This is a genomic window from Amycolatopsis sp. WAC 04197 (assembly GCF_003947475.1).
Lineage (GTDB): Bacteria > Actinomycetota > Actinomycetes > Mycobacteriales > Pseudonocardiaceae > Amycolatopsis > Amycolatopsis japonica.
This window is the reverse complement of record NZ_QHJK01000009.1, coordinates 410,398-427,077: the sequence shown is the minus strand read 5'-3', so window position 1 is coordinate 427,077 and position 16,680 is coordinate 410,398. Positions and strand designations below refer to the sequence as shown.

Genomic DNA, 16,680 nt, shown 5'->3' with positions numbered 1-16,680 from the left:
TTGTGGTCGCTGGTACGGGTGAGTTGCAGGTGACGAACCCCTGAGGAGTAGCGAAGGCCTCCTTGCCTACCTTCAGAGTAGGCAAGGAGGCCTTCACGGACCCGACCCGCGATCAGCCACAGCCAAAGTCCAATAGGTACATAGGACACGGTTGGCTCTAACCCGAAAGCCACTCACGACGCGTCCCGCGTCAGGTCCCGCGTCTCGGGCCACGGCCGGAACCCGCCCGATTTGTAGGTCGTCACGGCGCCGACATTGGAACTGGGCGTGTTCACGGCCGCGCTCGACGAGCCGAGCTCCTGGAGCGCGGCCGCCGCGGCGACGGTGATCGCCCGGCCGTATCCGTGACCGCGCTGGTCCCGGTGCACGCCCATCGGTTCGAGCAAGCCGGGCTTGCCGGGACCGGCCGACCACACGGCCACCGCCGCGACGGCGTCACCTCGGTCGTCGAAGCCGAGCAGGCACCGGGCATCGGCGTACGGCGCCGCGGCCGCCATCGTCCGCCACGTTTCGGCGGTGAACGTCGATCCGCCGAACGCCGCCCCGATCACGTCGGCCCACGCGGCAGCCAGGTCGGGTCCGACCGTCTCGATCCGCAGGTCCGGGGCCTTCACCGGCTCGGTGAGGTCGAGGCTCAACGGCGTCCATGGCTCTTCCTCGTCGGTGTGCCAGCCGTGTCCGGGCAGCACGTCCTGGAGCAACGCGTCCATCGGCGCCTCGACGGAAACCTGCCCGGCGGGCAGGACACCACGCTCGGGCGCGGCCACGTCCTCGGCCACCCGCCGTGCCAGTTCCTCGTCCCGGCGGACGTCCGGCGCGGTCGTGAGCCGCAGGAGGTCGGCCCCGTCCAGGAATCCGACGGCGAGGATCCGGCCGTCCCGGCGCCAGATCCGGACCGCCTCGGCCGTCGCGGCCGTGCCTTTACGCCAGTACCAGCCGAGGTCACCGGGATGCAATTGCCAAGCCACGCCTTCGGATTGCCACTCCCGCAGCGCTTCGACGGCCTCGGTCAGTCCGTCGGGTCCCGGCTTCTCCAAGCTGATCACCATCTCGTGATCACACACCATGCCGAGAGCGGCCGCATCCGGTTTTCGGCCAGGCAAGATGGGGGAGTGAAGTCACTTCAGCGCCGTCTCTGGGAAGCGGTCGAGCCGCTGCACGCCGTCGTCTACTTCGCCCCGGAGACCGCGGCCGCGGCGAAGGCGGCGGGACTGCCGGGCTGGTGGATGGGCTACTTCGCCGGCCGGGTCGCGCCGCTCGGGCCGCTGCCGGAACCTCCCGCGACCGCGATGCTCTTCGGGTTCGCGCCGAGGATGGTCGCGCGATCCCTGCCCGACGCGTGGAAATACGCCGAACCGGCGGTCGTCCTCCAGAGCCGGATGGAGGCCGTCGAGGAGGCCTTGAACCGGATCCTTCCCGCCGACGCGCCTCTCGGGGAACTCGCCGATCTGCTCGAACAGGCCGTCGCCGGCTGCGATTACGCGGCCAGGCCGCTCGCCGCCGCCTGGTCTTCGGTCGCCAGGCCCGCGACGACGGCGGGCCGGGTCTGGCTCGCGGCGACGGTGCTGCGCGAGCATCGCGGGGACGGCCACGTGCTTTCCGCCGTCACCGCCGGGCTGCGCGGACTCGACACGACACTGACCCACATCGGCAGCGGGGCGGTGACCCGCGAGGTCATCCAGATCAACCGCGGCTGGTCCGACGACGAGTGGGACGCGAGCGTCGCGCGGCTGTCGGAACGAGGAATCCTCGACGGCGATCTCCGGCTCACCGGCGCGGGAATCGAGCTGCGCCAACGGATCGAGGACGAGACCGATCGCCTTGCCGCCGGCCCGCTCGACGCCTTGGGGGAGGACGGGGCGGCCGAGGTCGTGCGGATCGCCGTCCCGTTGAGCCGCCGGATCTTCGACACCGGCGCGATCCCCCTGCCGAACCCGATGGGGGCGCCGCGGCCCTGACCGCTCGAAAACTGTCGGACCCCGGTGGGACGCTGGTGCGCATGGCGACGTGGCAGCAGTTCAGTGAAGAGGCACCCGCGCTGGCGGAGAAGATCAAGGAACGGTTCACCGCGGCGAAGTCGCATGTGCTGGCGACGGTCCGGCGGGACGGTTCGCCCCGGGTCAGTGGCAGTGAGGTCGATTTCCGTGAGCAGGACCTGCTGATCGGTTCGATGATCGGCGCGATGAAAGCGAAGGATCTCCAGCACGACGGCAGGTTCGCGATCCACGCCGCCTCGGCGATCGACGAGGGCGGCGCGGACGCGAAGGTGTCGGGAAAGGCCGTCGAGATCACCGATCCGGCGGAGGTCGCCCGCCTGCAGGGCGACGACGGGGAGGCGCACGTCTTCCGGCTCGACCTCACCGAGGCGGTGCTGACCTGGGTCGAGGGCAACACCATCTATTTCGACTTCTGGAAGGAGGGTCAGGGGCTCAAAAGGCTCGCGAGGCCGGACAACGGTCCGGTGGTCGAGGTCGCCCGGGACCAGGGCTAGATCCGTTCGATGATCGTGCCGGTGGAAAGCGCGCCGCCGGCGCACATCGTCACCAGCGCGGTGCTCGCGTCGCGGCGTTCCAGTTCGTGCAACGCCGTGGTCAGCAGGCGGGCGCCGGTGCTGCCGACGGGATGCCCGAGCGCGATCGCGCCACCGTTCACGTTGACCTTGGCCTCGTCGGGCCGGTGCACCCGTTGCCACGACAACACGACCGAAGCGAACGCCTCGTTGACTTCGAAGAGGTCGAGGTCGCCGATCGTCATCCCCGCCTTGGCGAGGACGCGTTCGGTCGCCTGCACGGGGCCGTCGAGGTGGTAGTACGGCTCCGCGCCGACCAACGCCTGCGAGACGATCCGCGCCCGCGGCTTGAGGCCCAGTGCCTTGGCCCGGTCCGAGTCCATCAGAAGGAGCGCGGCCGCGCCGTCGGAGATCTGCGACGACGTCCCGGCCGTGTGCACGCCGCCTTCGAGGACGGGCTTGAGCTTGGCGAGGCCTTCGACGGTCGTGTCGCGAAGTCCTTGGTCGCGCGCCACCAGCCGGGTCTCGCCGGTCGGCGTGCCGTCCTCGCCGAGCACGGGTGCCTTCACCGCGACGACCTCGCGGTCGAAGTGGCCCGCGGCCCACGCGGCGGCGGCCTTGGCCTGCGACTCGGTCCCGAACCGGTCGACGTCGAGGCGGGTGATCCCGCGGCGTTCCGCGATCCGCTCGGCCGCGCCGTACTGGTTCGGCATGTCGATCGACCACGACTGGGGCCTCGGCGTGCCGATGCCCTCGCCGCGGTTCGCGCCCAGCGGGACCCGGCTCATCGCCTCGACGCCGCACGAGACGCCGGCGTCGATCGCGCCCACCGCGATGAGCCCGGCGATCAGATGTGTCGCCTGCTGCGCCGAGCCGCACTGGGCGTCGATGGTGGTCGCGCCCGTGGTCTCCGGGAGCCCGGCGTGCAGCCACGCGGTGCGCGTGACGTTGCCCGCCTGCTCGCCCGCCTGGGTCACGGCCCCGCCGATCGCCTGCTCGACCAGCGCGGGATCCAGTCCCGCGCGGTCGAGCAGGGCGCGCTGCGCGGCGCCGAGGATCTCGGCGGCGTGCAGCCCCGCCAGGTGCCCCCTGCGCTTGCCGATAGGGGTGCGGACCGCCTCGACGATCACCGGACTACCCACGTTCGCCTCCTGGGAAACACTGTTCACTACCGAGAAAAGTAGAACACGTTCTCGATTTGGGCAAGCCGCCCCAGAGTCGGCCGGATTTTGATCACTGATCGCCGTTCCCGCTTTTTGCAGGGAACGCAAGATCCGCGCGAGCCGAGTAAACGGGTTTCACTGAAACTCTTCACTTGGTAAACGCCGTATGCTTCAATCGGGTCTAGAACGTGTTTCATTGGCGAACCGCGTAGGAGGTAGCCCGTGGCCGCTCCCCTGATCCCCGCCGGTTTCGATTTCACCGATCCGGATCTGTACGCCACCAGACTGCCTCTGGAGGAGTTCGCCGAACTCCGCCGCACGGCACCGGTCTGGTGGAACCCTCAGCCGCACAACACCGCGGGCTTCCGCGATGACGGCTACTGGGTGGTCAGCCGGCTCGATGACGTCAAGGCGGTGTCGAGGGACAGCGAGCTGTTCTCCTCGCGGGAGAAGACCGCGATCATCCGGTTCGACGAGAACATGACCGACGACAGCCTCGAAGCCAACCGTCTGGTCCTGCTCAACATGGACGCCCCGCAGCACACGAAGCTGCGCCGGATCGTGTCGAAGGGCTTCACGCCGAGGTCGATCGCGAAGCTCGAGGACACCCTGCGCGATCGCGCGGAGCGGATCGTCAGCGAGGCCAAGAAGAAGGGCTCCGGCGATTTCGTCGTCGACGTCGCGTGCGAACTTCCCTTGCAGGCCATCGCCGAACTGATCGGCATCCCGCAGGAAGACCGCCTGAAGATCTTCGACTGGTCGAACCAGATGGTCTCCTACGACGACCCCGAGTACGAGGTCGAACCGCTCGCCGCGTCGGCGGAGATCGTCGGCTACGCCTGGAACATGGCCGAAGAACGCCGCAAATGCCCCATGGACGACATCGTCACGAAGCTGGTGCAGGCCGACGTCGACGGCGAATCGCTGGCGTCGGACGAGTTCGGCTTCTTCGTCATCCTCCTCGCCGTCGCCGGCAACGAGACCACGCGCAACGCGATCACCCACGGGATGAAGGCGTTCCTCGATCACCCCGATCAGTGGGAGCTGTACAAGAAGGAGCGCCCGAAGACCGCGCCGGACGAGATCGTCCGCTGGGCCACCCCGGTAGTCGCCTTCCAGCGCACCGCGACCCGGGACACCGAACTCGGCGGGCAGCACATCCGCAAGGGCGACCGGGTCGGGATGTTCTACAGCTCCGCGAACTTCGACCCGGACCACTTCGACCAGCCCGAGAAATTCGACATCCTGCGCGAGGACAACCCGCACGTCGGTTTCGGCGGCACGGGTTCGCACTACTGCATCGGCGCCAACCTCGCGCGGCTGGAGATCGACTTGATCTTCAACGCCATCGCCGACGTCATGCCGGACATCGCCGAGCTCGCCCCGCCCGACCGCCTCCGGTCGAGCTGGCTCAACGGGATCAAGCACTACCAGGTCCGCTACGCCTGACCGGCCGCGACCGCGCTCGTGGGGCACCATGGGGCCATGGGTCCCCACGTACAGGTCGATGTCGAAATGTCCTTCCGGGTCACGAAACCCGGCCCCGCCGCGTTCGTGATCGCGCTCGCCGGTGGGGCCGGGCAAGAGGAGTTCGCCTATCCCGCGCCGCCGCGCCAGGTGGCGTTCGAACACGGGACCAGGGCCCAGGTCGTCGATCTGCCGCCCGGTGACCACGTCGTGCGGTACCGGGCCGAACGCACGCTCGACCCGGCCGACGCCGAGCCCGTCGGCCTGGACGACGTCATCCGCTACACCAGGCCCAGCCGGTACTGCCCGTCGGACCGGATGGGCGGGCTCGCGCTGTCCCGCTTCGGCGGCCTGCCCGACGCGCGCGCCCAGGTGGAGGCGATCGTCCGGCACGTGGGCGAGCACCTGTCCTATGTGGTCGGTTCCGGTTCGCCGACCGATGACGCCGTCGACACCTACCTCGCCGGGGAAGGGGTCTGCCGCGACTACGCGCACGTCTGCATCTCGCTGTGCCGCGTGCTCGACATCCCCGCCCGGTTCGCCGCCGTCTACGCGCCCGGACTGTCCCCAATGGACTTCCACGCCGTGTTCGAAGCCGCGATCGACGGCCGCTGGTACGTGTTCGACGCCACCGGCCTCGCGCCGAGGCAGAGCCTCTGCCGGATCGCCACCGGCCGGGACGCCGCCGACACCGCGTTCCTCTCCACCCTCGGCTGTGAGCTGGACTTTCTCGGCAACACCGTGCTGGCGACCGCGGGCCCGTCGCTGCCGGAAGACGACGGCTCGGGGCTGATCGCGCTCGCTTGATCGCGTGTTGCCCCCGACCCGTGACCTCGCTGAGGTAGACATTGGCGTGTGAGGGAGAAGAAGGCACCGACGAAATGGAAGCGGCTGCGCGCCCGCTACCGCTGGCTGGACCACGTGGCGCGGGCGGTGAACCGCTACATCGAGTACGGCGGTTACCACTACGTCGCGTCGATCACCTATTTCAGCCTGTTCTCGCTGGTGCCCATCCTCATGGTCGCGGTTTCGGTGGCGGGTTTCGTGCTGGCGAGCCAGCCGCAGCTGATCGAGTCGATGCTGAACGCGATCACCGGCACCCTGCCCGGCGGCCTCGGCGACAAGGCGGGGGAGCTGCTCACCGGATTCGTCGAGCAGCGCACCAGCGTCGGGATCATCGGTTTGATCATCGGCTTGTACTCCGGCTGGAACTGGATGAACTCGCTGCGGGACGCGCTCACCGCGCTGTGGGGCCAGAACCGGTCGGATCTCCCGCTGCTGCGCACGATCGCCGCGGACCTGCTCGCGTTGCTCGGCCTCGCGAGCGCGCTGCTGCTCTCGTTCGCCATCACCATCTCCGGCTCCGCGCTCGGCCGGTACCTGCTGGGGCTGGCCGGGGTCGACGACACCGCCTGGGGCCACAACGTGCTGTCGGCGATCTCGATCCCGTTGGCGCTGCTGGCGAACTGGCTCGTATTCCTCTGGGTGCTCACCCGGCTGCCGCGGAAACCGGTCGGGGTCCGCAGTGCGATGCGCGGTGCGGTCGCGCTGGCGCTGGGCTTCGAACTGCTGAAGCAGGCCGGTGGGATCTACCTGCGCCTGATCGGGAACTCGCCGACCGGGGTCGCGTTCGGTTCCATCATCGGTCTCATTTTCTTCATCTCGCTGGTGGCGCGGATGCTGGTGTTCGTCACGGCCTGGACGGCGACCGCGCGCGACGCCCCGCCGGACCCGGTGAAGCCCCCGCCTCCCGTGGTGGTCCGGCCGGTGGTCGCGGCCCCCGACCGGCACGGGCTCAAGCCGGCGCTGGTCGGCGCGGTGACCGGGGTGGTCGCGACCCTGGCCGCGCAACGCCTCCGGCCCCGGCGTCGCTCTTAGCTCGGCTTCGCCGACCCCACCACCCACATCGAAAAGAACTGCGAACCGCCGCCGTACGCGTGCCCGAGCGCGATCCGCGCGCCGTCGACCTGGTAGTCCCCGGCCCGGCCCATCACCTGCTTGGCCGCCTCGGAGAACCGGAGCATCCCGGACGCGCCGATCGGATTTGACGAGAGCACCCCGCCCGAAGGGTTGATCGGCAGGCGTCCGCCGAGCGCGGTCTCGCCCGCCTCGGTGAGCTTCCAGCCCTGGCCCTCGTCGGTGAAGCCCAGGTTCTCCAGCCACATCGGCTCGAACCACGAGAACGGCACGTAGATCTCGGCGGCGTCCACTTCGGACAGTGGATCGGTGATCCCGGCGTCGCGCCACAATGCGGCCGCGGCGTCCCGGCCCGCCTGGGGGTTGACCTGGTCGCGTCCGGCGAACGTGGTCGGTTCGGTGCGCATCGCGGTCGCGTGGATCCAGGCCGCGCCACCGGGAACTGCGTCGCCCGACGCCTCGTCGCCGATCACCATCGCGCACGCGCCGTCGGAAGACGGGCACGTTTCGTCGTAGCGGATCGGATCCCACAGCATCTGCGACGCCTGCACCGACTCCACGGTGATGTCGGCCTGCCGCAGATGCGCGTACGGATTCAGCGCGCCGTTGCGGCGGTCCTTGGCCGCGACGATCGCGCCGACATGGTCGGGCGCGCCGGATCGCCGGATGTAGGACCGCACGTGTGGCGCGAAGTACCCGCCCGCCCCGGCGCCCACCGGCATCTGGAACGGCGGCAGGATCGACAGGCCCCACATCGCGTTCGACTCGGACTGCTTCTCGAAGGCCACGGTCAGCACCCGTTCGTGCACGCCCGCCTGCACCAGTGACGCCGCCACGAGCGCGGTCGACCCGCCGACCGAACCTGCGGTGTGCACGCGCAGCAACGGTTTCCCGGTCGCGCCGAGCGAGTCGGCGAGGAACAGTTCGGGCATCATCACGCCCTCGAACAGATCCGGCGCCTTGCCGAGGACGACGGCGTCGATGTCGTCCCAGCCGGTCCCCGCGTCGAGCATCGCGCGGTCGATGGCCTCCCGGAGCAGGCCGGGCATGGACACGTCGGTGCGTTTGGCCTTGTGGTGGGTCTGGCCGGTTCCCAGTACGGCCGCGAGGTGCTTCACGAGAGGACCTCCAAGGTCGCGACCAGGTTCTGCTGGAGGACGGGGCCGCTGGTCGCGTGGGCGAGGGTCTTGCGCGCGGTGCCGTCGAGGACGCGGTTCGCCGCCTCGCCGATCCGCGCGAGTCCCGCCGAGAACATCGGATTACCGGTCAGGACCCCGCCGGAGGGGTTGATCCGCACCTGGTCGCCGAGGCCGAGTGCCTCACGCAGGATCAATTCCTGATGGGTGAACGGCGCGTGCAGTTCGGCCACTTCGACGCCGTCGAGGTCGAGTGCCCGCCCGGCGGCCGCCGTCGATGGCGACTTGGTGAGGTCGCGGACGCCGAGCGCGGGGGAGTCGACCCGGTGCTCGATCCCGGTGATCACCGCCGGGCTGTCGACGAGGTCCGCCGCCCGTTCGGCCGACGCGAGCACGAGCACGGCGGCGCCGTCGGTGATGGGCGCGATGTCGTGGGCCCGCAACGGATCCGCGAAGTACGGGGCGTCGAGGAGCTCCGCGACTTCGACCGTTCCGGAGAGCTGCGCGGCGGGGTTGCCGGCGGCGTCGGCGCGGCTGCGCGCGGCGACCTCGGCGAGATCCTTTTCCGACCACAGCCCGGATTCCAGCCCCAGCCGCGCCTGGATCCCGGCGATGCTCACCGAATCCGGCCACAACGGCGCGACGACGTAGGGATCCATCTGCAGGGCGAGCACCCGCCGCAACTGCCCGGCGGACGACTTGCCGAAGCCGTAGACCAGCGCGGTGTCGACCTCGCCCATCCGGATCTTCAGCCACGCCTCGTACAACGCCCAGGCGGCGTCCATCTCGACATGCGACTCGTGGATCGGCGGGAAGGCGCCGATGGCGTCGACCGCCGCGATGAACGAGAACGCGCGGCCGGCGAGGTAGTCCGAGGAACCCGAGCACCAGAACCCGATGTCCTCTTTGGACAGGCCGGTGCGCTCGAAGACCTCGGCGAAGATCGGCACCAGCATTTCCACGCCGTTGGTGGTGCCCGGGGTGCTGCGGACGTTGGGGGCCTGCGCGAAGCCCACGACTGCTACATCTGGCACGGTGGTCCTCACAGATGGTGGGCGAAGGATTCGTACGGCGCGTCGGGTTCGCCGGTCGGTTCGAAATGGCCGATGTTCTCCAGCGACGTCCACCATTCGTCCCGCGGTTTCCAGGAGGCGCGCACCCGCATGCCCATCCGGACGTCGGCGGCGTCGCAGCCGAGGACGAGGTGCAGGAACGCGATGTCCGCGCCGTCGAGCAGGATGTACGCGGCCACGTACGGCGGTTTGATCTTCTGGCCGAGGAACGGCACGTTCACGATGCAGAACGTGGTGACGATGCCGGTGTCGGGCAGTTCGACCTCGTCGGTGGTCGGCACGCCGTCGGTCGGGCACGCGCCGCGCGGCGGGATGTAGACCTTCTCGCACGACGGGCAGCGCTGGCCGATCAGCTTCCCCTCCGCGAGCCCGCGCAGGTACCGGCTTTCCTCGGGCGAGGCGGAATGCTCGTAGCGCAGGTGGATCGGCGTGATCACCACGCTGACCGGGGCGCCCTCCTCGCGTTTCGCGACCGGGGGAGGCGCCTCGGTGGGTTCGGTGTCGGGCCCGTCGGCGGGGACGAAGTAGGCGATGTCCCGGATGTGGCCGACGGTCTCCTCGGCCCAGCGGATCCGCACGCGCTGTCCGGTGTGGACATTCGAAGGCGTGCCCGCGTCGACGGCGTGCAGGATCGAGGTGTCGGCGCCGTCGAGCCGGATCAGCGCCCACGCGAACGGCCGCGACAACGGCTGGCCGTCGACGGGTTCGGTGATCCAGGACCAGGAGACGATCTCGCCCTCGGAGGCCACCGGGACGAACTCGGACAGGGCTTCGGCGGTCACGGGGTCGTACTCCAAAGGGGGTACGTGGACGCGGCCATCGCTGCCCCGGACGCCTTCGACGCGGCGTTCGCGCAGGGCGTCGACGAACCGGCCGAGTACCGGGCCGACCGAACGCGTGTAGTCGAAGCCCACGTTGAGCGGGGCCGACAGCGGGAGTTCAGGTGCGCTCACGTTCTGAGTGAAACATGTTCTCGATTTCTCGGCAAGATCGGCCATCTGGGCTTGGTTGGCGGTTGCCCTTGAGTGGAACGCGTTCTAGATTCGCGGGTATGTCGACTGCCACCGGGACACTTGGGGTCTGGAACATCGCCGCACAGGAGCCGGAACGGGTCGCGCTCGTCGATCCGGACGGCCGCTCCATCGGCTACGGGGACCTCGCCGCGAAAGCGAACGCGTACGCCCGGGGCCTGCAGGCCCTCGGGCTGGAGGCCGGAGACGTGGTCGTCGTCCTGCAGCCCAACGGCGACGAACTCGTGGCGGCGTACTTCGCCGCCATCCAATCCGGTCTGTACATCGTGGTGGTCAACTGGCATCTCGTCGCGCCGGAGGTCGCCTACATCCTGTCCGACAGCGGCGCCAAGGCCTTCCTCGCGCACGAACGGTTCGCCGACGTCGCGATCGCCGCCGCCGACGAGGCCGGGATCCCGGAACGCGGCCGGTTCGCCGTCGGTGACGTCGACGGCTTCCGCCGGATCGAGGAACTCGGCTCCGGCAATGGTGAGAGCTCGTGCGACGGACGTCCGGAAAGGCGCACGGCGGGCTCGCCGATGCTCTACACGTCGGGGACCACGGGGCGGCCCAAGGGTGTCCGGCGGCCCCTGACCGGCGCCGACCCCGACTCCGTGCCGGCCGCGTCGACGTGGTTCTTCGGGATCTTCGGGCTGGCGCCGCACGACGACCACGTGCATCTGTGCGGATCGCCGCTCTATCACACGGCCGTGCTCAACTTCGTCGCGATTTCCCTGCAGCTGGGCCATACCGCGGTGCTGATGGACCGCTGGGACGCCGAGGACATGCTGCGGCTGATCGAGCGGCACCGCGTCACGCACAGCCATATGGTCCCGACGCAGTTCCGCCGCTTGCTCGCCCTGCCGGACGACGTCCGCGCGGCCTACGACCTGAGTTCGCTGCGCGTGATGATCCACGGCGCGGCGCCGTGCCCGCTGGAGGTCAAACGCCGGATGCTCGACTGGTGGGGCCCGGTCGTCACCGAGTACTACGCGGCCACCGAAGGCGGCGGGACGGCGATCTCGGGCGAGGAATGGCTGAAGAAACCGGGGTCGGTCGGGCTGCCGTGGCCGGGTTCGACGATCAAGATCCTCGACGACGAGGGCGCGGAACTGCCCGCCGGCGAGACCGGCACGGTGTACATGAAGATGGGCGACTCGAAGTTCGAGTACCACAAGGACCGGGCGAAGACGGACAAGGCGCGGGTCGGGGATCTGTTCACCCTCGGCGACGTCGGGCATCTCGACGAGGACGGCTACCTCTTCCTGCACGACCGCAAGGCGGATCTGATCATCTCGGGCGGGGTCAACATCTACCCGGCGGAGATCGAGGGCGAGCTGGTGATGCATCCGAAGATCGCCGACGTCGCGGTGTTCGGCGTCCCGCACGAGGACTGGGGTGAGGCGATCAAGGCCGTCGTCGAGCCCGCGGACGGGGTCGAGCCGTCCGAGGAGCTGACCGCGGAGATCCTCGAGTACGCGGCGTCGCGGCTGGCGAAGTTCAAGCTCCCGCGTTCCGTCGACTACTTGCCCGAACTCCCGCGCGACCCGAACGGGAAGCTCTACAAGCGCAAGCTCCGCGACCCGTACTGGGAAGGCCACCGCGCCCCCTGACGCATTTAGTCCTCTGGATGCGGTAGTTCACCGGCGAACTACCGCATCCAGAGGACGAAACGCGGGGCTCAGCGGCCCCGGAAGACGGGCTTGCGCTTCTCGGCGAAGGCTCGGGGGCCTTCCTTCGCGTCTTCGCTCGCGAAGACCTCGATGCCGTACTGGGCGTCGAGTTTGAAGGCTTCTTCCTCGTGCATGCCCTCGGTGTCGCGCATGGTCTTGAGGATCGCGCGGACCGCCAGTGGGCCGTTCGCGGAGATGAGGCCGGCGAGTTCGAGCGCTTTGTCGAGTGCCTTGCCGTCCGGCACGACGTGGCCGATCAGGCCGATCTCCAGCGCCTCGGCCGCGGTGATGTGGCGTCCGGTCAGCAGCAGGTCGGCGGCGACGGTGTACGGGATCTGGCGGGGGAGCCGCACGGCCGAACCGCCCATCGGGAACAGGCTCCACCGCGCCTCGGACACGCCGAACTTCGCGCTCTCGCCCGCGACGCGGATGTCGGTGCCTTGAAGGATCTCGGTCCCGCCCGCGATCGCCGGTCCTTCGACGGCCGCGATCAACGGCTTCGTCAGCCGCCGCCCTTTCAGCAGTCCCTCGATCTTGCTGGGGTCGAAAGTGCCTTTCTCGAACGAATCGGACGGCGAGTTCTTCGACATCGACTTCAGATCCGCGCCCGCGCAGAACGCGCCACCCGCTCCGGTGAGCACGCAGCACCGGACGTCGTCGTCCTCGTCGACCCGGTTCCACGCCTCGACCATGATCCCGAGCATCTCGCCGCTGAGCGCGTTGCGGGCCTCAGGCCGGTTCATCGTGACCACGAGAGTGTGTCCGATCTTTTCCACCAGTGCGTGCGGTTCGCCCACTTGAACCTCCTGAAGAGCGGCCATTGCCCAGAACGATAACATGTTCTACTTTGAGGAAGTGGCACTCAACATCGCGGATCTACTCGAGCACGCCGTCGACGCCGTGCCGGAGCGCATCGCGGTCGTCTGCGGCGATCGGCGGGTCACCTTCGCCGAATTGGAAGAGCGCGCCAACCGGCTGGCGCACCACCTCGCCGCACACGGCGTGGGACCCGGATCCCACATCGGTGTCTATTCCCGGAACTCGATCGAGGCCCTGGAATCGATGATCGCCGCGTACAAGTTGCGCGCGATCGCGGTCAACGTCAACTACCGGTACGTCCACGGCGAACTGCGGTACCTGTTCGACAACGCCGACCTCGTGGCGCTGGTCCACGAACGCGGGTATTCGGACAAGGTGGCCGCCGTCCTGCCGGAAACGCCGAAACTGAAACACGTTGTCGTCGTCGACGACGGAAGCGACGGCGACTACTCGTCCTACGGCGGCGTGGACTACGAAGCCGCGCTCGCCGAAGGCTCACCCGAGCGCGACTTCGCCGAGCGCAGCGCCGACGACATCTACATCCTCTACACCGGCGGCACCACCGGCTATCCCAAGGGCGTCCTGTGGCGTCACGAGGACATCTGGCGGGCGCTCGGCGGCGGTATCAACTTCGTCACCGGCGAGTACGTCCCGGACGAGTGGACGCTCGCCGAACAGGGCAAGTCGGGCAGCCTGGTCCGGCTCCCGGCCGCGCCGCTGATCCACGGCGCCGCGCAGTGGGCCGCGTTCGGCGCGCTGTTCACCGGTAGCCCGGTCGTGTTCGTCCCGCGGTTCGACGCGCACGACGTCTGGAAAGCCGTGCAGGACAACAAGGTCCAGGTGCTCACCATCGTCGGCGACGCGATGGCGCGGCCGCTGATCGACGCCTATCGCGAGGGTGACTACGACGCGTCGTCGATCGTGGCGGTGTCGAGTCACGCCGCCCTGTTCTCCCAGTCGGTGAAGCAGGAATTCCTGTCGCTGCTCCCGCATGTGGTGATCACCGACGCGATCGGCTCGTCCGAAAGCGGGTTCACCGGTATCGGCATGGTCAGCAAGGACAGCGATCATTCCGCCGGTCCGCGGGTCAACTTCGGCAAGGACGCGATCCTCGTGGACGACGACGGCGCGCTGGTCGAGCCGAAACCGGGCGCGATCGGCCTGATCGCCCGGCGCGGGCACGTCCCGCTCGGGTACTACAAGGATCCCGCGAAGACCGAGAAGATCTTCGTCGAGATCGACGGCAAGCGGTACGTCGTCCCGGGTGACTACGCGCGCTACGAGGAAGACCTCACGGTGACCCTGCTCGGCCGGGGGTCGCAATGCGTGAACACCGGCGGCGAGAAGGTGTACCCGGAAGAGGTCGAGGGCGCGCTCAAATCGCATCCGGACGTCTTCGACGCACTCGTCATCGGCATCCCCGACGACCGGCTCGGCCAGCGGGTGGCCGCGGTGGTCCAGCCGCGCTCCGGCAAGGAACTCGACGTCGCCGCGCTCGAAGCGCATGTACGGACCGAGATCGCCGGGTACAAGGTGCCGCGCAGTCTCTGGCTCGCGGAGGAGATCGGGCGTTCGCCCAGCGGGAAGCCGGACTATCCCTGGGCCCAGCGCTACGCCTCCGAGCACGAGCCCGTCACCATCCAACCGGCGTAAGGAGTTTCATGCGGACGTCTCTGTGCGACCGGCTCGGGATCGACCTGCCGATCGTCGGGTTCACCCCGTCCGAGCACGTGGCCGCGGCGATCAGCCGGGCGGGCGGGCTCGGCGTGCTGGGCTGCGTGCGGTTCAACGACGCGGCCGAACTCGACGCCGTCCTGTCGTGGATGGACGAGAACACCGGCGGGAAGCCGTACGGCGTCGACATCGTGATGCCGGCGAAGATCCCGGCCGAAGGGACGTCGATCGATCTCGCGAAGCACATCCCGCAGGAGCACCGCGACTTCGTGGAGCGGACGCTGCGCGACCTCGCGGTGCCACCGCTGCCGGACGACACCGACGAACGCGCGGGCGTGCTGGGCTGGCTGCATTCGGTCGCCCGGTCCCATGTCGAGGTCGCGCTGAAACACCCGATCCGGTTGATCGCCAACGCCTTGGGCTCACCGCCGGTGGACGTCATCGAGCAGTGTCACGCGAAGGGCGTGCCGGTCGCGGCGTTGGCGGGCAAGGCCGAACACGCCGTCCGGCACGTCGACAACGGCGTCGACATCGTTGTGGCACAAGGTTATGAGGCGGGCGGGCACACCGGCGAGATCGCGTCGATGGTCCTGCTGCCCGAGGTGGTCGACGCCGTCGGCGACCGGGTCCCGGTGCTCGCCGCGGGCGGGATCGGCTCGGGCAGGCAGGTCGCGGCCGCGCTCGCGCTGGGCGCGTCCGGGGTCTGGATGGGCTCCTTCTGGCTCGCCACCGAGGAATACCTCCAGACCATGGGGGAGTCCGAGGCGATGCAGCGGGCGCTGGTCGCGGCGGGGTCGTCCGACACCGTCCGCACGCGGATCTACACCGGCAAACCGGCGCGGCTGCTCAAGACCCGGTGGACCGAGGCGTGGGCCGCGCCCGACGCGCCCGAGCCGTTGCCGATGCCGTTGCAGAACCTGTTGGTCTCCCACGCGCACAACCGGATCCACCACGCGGCGGATCCGAGTGTGGTCTCGATGCCGGTGGGGCAGATCGTCGGGCGGATGGACCGGGTGCGCCCGGTCGCCGACGTGATCGCGGAACTCGTCTCGGGGTACGAAGAGACACTGTCGCGTTTGGACAAAACCCGCTGACGACCCCAGAACGCAATGAACGGTCCGTTACTTGCGGAATTCGCAAGTAACGGACCGTTCATGGCATGCCGTGCGGTTGGACTAGAGACCTGCGGCCGCGTTCTTGATCGCGGTCGCGAAGGTGCTCACCTCGGTGTAGACGCCGGGAGCGTGCGCCCGCGCGCAGCCTTCGCCCCAGCTGACGATGCCGACCTGGATCCAGGCCCCGGCGCTGTCGCGACGGAACATCGGGCCGCCCGAGTCACCCTGGCAGGTGTCGACGCCGCCCGAGTTGATGTTGCCCGCGCAGATCTCGGCGCTGTCGATCAGGTCGGCGTAGCTGCCGCCCTGCGCCTTGCAGGTCGAGTCGGAGACGAACGGGACGGTGGCCTTGAGCAGGTACCGCTGCTGCGCGCCACCCTCGGTCGCGGCACCCCAGCCGGCGACGGTGAAGGTGCCGCTGTTGTAGGCGGTCGTGGTGGTGATCGGCAGCGTCGGGATGCCGCTGACCGGGCTGGCGAGCTTGATCAGCGCCCAGTCACCACCGGTGGAGGTGGGGTAGGTCGGCGACCGGTACACGTAGGTCGACTTGACCTTCTTGGCCGCGGTGCTCTGCAGGTCCACCACGCCGAGGGTGGCGGTGATACCCGTGTTGGCCCCGGTCCGCGACACACAGTGCGCGGCCGTCAGCACGATCTGCGGGGTGTAGAGCGCACCGCCGCAACCCATGGAAAGCCTGACCATCCAAGGGAATTCGCCCTGAGCGGCCCGGGTGCCACCGACCACGTCGGTGGACGGCGGCTGCGCGGCGGCGGCTTGCGGAGCCGTGGCGAGGCCCGCCAGGGTTCCGGCCGCCGCGACGGCGATCAGGGTCTTTTTGAGCAGGCTGAACCGACGCTTGATGTTCAAGGGTTCATTCCTTCCGGCTGTCCACAGTGGAGGCAGGGAGACTGACTGCGGCCAACTGACTACAGCAGGTGGGCACACACGGGGACAACCGACTTTCTTCGGATCTTTCGGCCGATGGTGGTGATTAACGGACGTCCGGTCCTGGTCGCCGACGAATGGCGTAGGCCGGAGCGCCCAACGCCTCTACTCCCAGGCCGGTGATCGCCGGAACCGCCGGAAGGCTGAACGACCTCGGAGAGGTGCCCTTTCGGCCACGA

General features: G+C 69.1%; 15 protein-coding genes. 8 read left to right on the top strand and 7 right to left on the bottom strand.

All coding sequences use genetic code 11. The features are described from left to right. Nucleotides 1-173: 173 nt before the first annotated feature. On the bottom strand, nt 174-1,049 hold the full coding sequence (locus tag DMC64_RS32005) for an N-acetyltransferase (protein ID WP_125736517.1): 876 nt from the start codon (nt 1,047-1,049) through the stop codon (nt 174-176). 63 nt (nt 1,050-1,112) lie between these two features. Here DMC64_RS32005 and DMC64_RS32000 point away from each other — a divergent pair, with 63 nt between their 5' ends. Both DMC64_RS32000 and DMC64_RS31995 read left to right on the top strand, forming a co-directional pair. Next, nucleotides 1,113-1,958, top strand: a complete 846-nt coding sequence (locus DMC64_RS32000) for a hypothetical protein (RefSeq protein ID WP_125736516.1) — start codon at nt 1,113-1,115, stop codon at nt 1,956-1,958. Between the two features lie 41 nt (nt 1,959-1,999). Beyond that, nucleotides 2,000-2,491, top strand: a complete 492-nt coding sequence (locus DMC64_RS31995) for a pyridoxamine 5'-phosphate oxidase family protein (protein WP_037343631.1) — start codon at nt 2,000-2,002, stop codon at nt 2,489-2,491. On the opposite strand, the gene DMC64_RS31990 is transcribed toward DMC64_RS31995, so the two are convergent. Further along, nucleotides 2,488-3,651, bottom strand: coding sequence for a steroid 3-ketoacyl-CoA thiolase (locus DMC64_RS31990; protein WP_125736515.1), 1,164 nt, complete (start codon nt 3,649-3,651; stop codon nt 2,488-2,490). The genes DMC64_RS31995 and DMC64_RS31990 overlap by 4 nt on opposite strands. Nucleotides 3,652-3,894: 243 nt before the next feature. Here DMC64_RS31990 and DMC64_RS31985 point away from each other — a divergent pair, with 243 nt between their 5' ends. Genes DMC64_RS31985 through DMC64_RS31975 form a run of 3 tightly spaced genes read left to right on the top strand, consistent with a single transcriptional unit; the run spans nt 3,895 to nt 7,017 of the window. Beyond that, the gene (locus DMC64_RS31985; RefSeq protein WP_037343634.1) at nt 3,895-5,121 is read left to right on the top strand and encodes a cytochrome P450; all 1,227 of its coding nucleotides are present in this window, start codon (nt 3,895-3,897) and stop codon (nt 5,119-5,121) included. A 36-nt stretch (nt 5,122-5,157) separates the two neighbouring features. Then, nucleotides 5,158-5,946, top strand: a complete 789-nt coding sequence (locus DMC64_RS31980; protein WP_125736514.1) for a transglutaminase family protein — start codon at nt 5,158-5,160, stop codon at nt 5,944-5,946. A gap of 48 nt (nt 5,947-5,994) precedes the next feature. Next, nucleotides 5,995-7,017: a YhjD/YihY/BrkB family envelope integrity protein gene (locus tag DMC64_RS31975; RefSeq protein ID WP_125736513.1), complete on the top strand. Its 1,023-nt coding sequence runs from the start codon at nt 5,995-5,997 to the stop codon at nt 7,015-7,017. Here DMC64_RS31975 and DMC64_RS31970 read toward each other — a convergent pair. From DMC64_RS31970 to DMC64_RS31960, 3 genes are read right to left on the bottom strand one after another with little or no spacing between them, the layout of a single operon-like run. Beyond that, nucleotides 7,014-8,174 (bottom strand): thiolase domain-containing protein, encoded by a 1,161-nt coding sequence (locus tag DMC64_RS31970; RefSeq protein ID WP_038515922.1) that lies wholly within the window; start codon nt 8,172-8,174, stop codon nt 7,014-7,016. The genes DMC64_RS31975 and DMC64_RS31970 overlap by 4 nt on opposite strands. Beyond that, nucleotides 8,171-9,226: a thiolase domain-containing protein gene (locus DMC64_RS31965; RefSeq protein ID WP_125736512.1), complete on the bottom strand. Its 1,056-nt coding sequence runs from the start codon at nt 9,224-9,226 to the stop codon at nt 8,171-8,173. Before DMC64_RS31965 ends, DMC64_RS31970 begins: the two co-directional genes overlap by 4 nt. Before the next feature lie 8 nt (nt 9,227-9,234). Continuing rightward, the gene (locus DMC64_RS31960; protein ID WP_370325183.1) at nt 9,235-10,263 is read right to left on the bottom strand and encodes a Zn-ribbon domain-containing OB-fold protein; all 1,029 of its coding nucleotides are present in this window, start codon (nt 10,261-10,263) and stop codon (nt 9,235-9,237) included. A gap of 53 nt (nt 10,264-10,316) precedes the next feature. Between DMC64_RS31960 and DMC64_RS31955 the strand changes: the two genes are divergently transcribed. Next, nucleotides 10,317-11,888 (top strand): acyl-CoA synthetase, encoded by a 1,572-nt coding sequence (locus tag DMC64_RS31955; RefSeq protein WP_125736510.1) that lies wholly within the window; start codon nt 10,317-10,319, stop codon nt 11,886-11,888. Nucleotides 11,889-11,956: 68 nt separating this feature from the next. Here DMC64_RS31955 and DMC64_RS31950 read toward each other — a convergent pair whose 3' ends face one another. Further along, nucleotides 11,957-12,745 (bottom strand): crotonase/enoyl-CoA hydratase family protein, encoded by a 789-nt coding sequence (locus tag DMC64_RS31950; RefSeq protein ID WP_125736509.1) that lies wholly within the window; start codon nt 12,743-12,745, stop codon nt 11,957-11,959. A 58-nt stretch (nt 12,746-12,803) separates the two neighbouring features. On the opposite strand from DMC64_RS31950, the gene DMC64_RS31945 reads away from it, so the two are divergent. Further along, the gene (locus DMC64_RS31945; protein WP_199755162.1) at nt 12,804-14,420 is read left to right on the top strand and encodes an acyl-CoA synthetase; all 1,617 of its coding nucleotides are present in this window, start codon (nt 12,804-12,806) and stop codon (nt 14,418-14,420) included. Between the two features lie 8 nt (nt 14,421-14,428). After that, nucleotides 14,429-15,535, top strand: a complete 1,107-nt coding sequence (locus tag DMC64_RS31940) for a nitronate monooxygenase family protein (protein WP_037343648.1) — start codon at nt 14,429-14,431, stop codon at nt 15,533-15,535. Between the two features lie 81 nt (nt 15,536-15,616). Here DMC64_RS31940 and DMC64_RS31935 read toward each other — a convergent pair whose 3' ends face one another. Then, nucleotides 15,617-16,423, bottom strand: coding sequence for a trypsin-like serine protease (locus DMC64_RS31935; protein WP_081975939.1), 807 nt, complete (start codon nt 16,421-16,423; stop codon nt 15,617-15,619). Nucleotides 16,424-16,680: the final 257 nt, after the last annotated feature.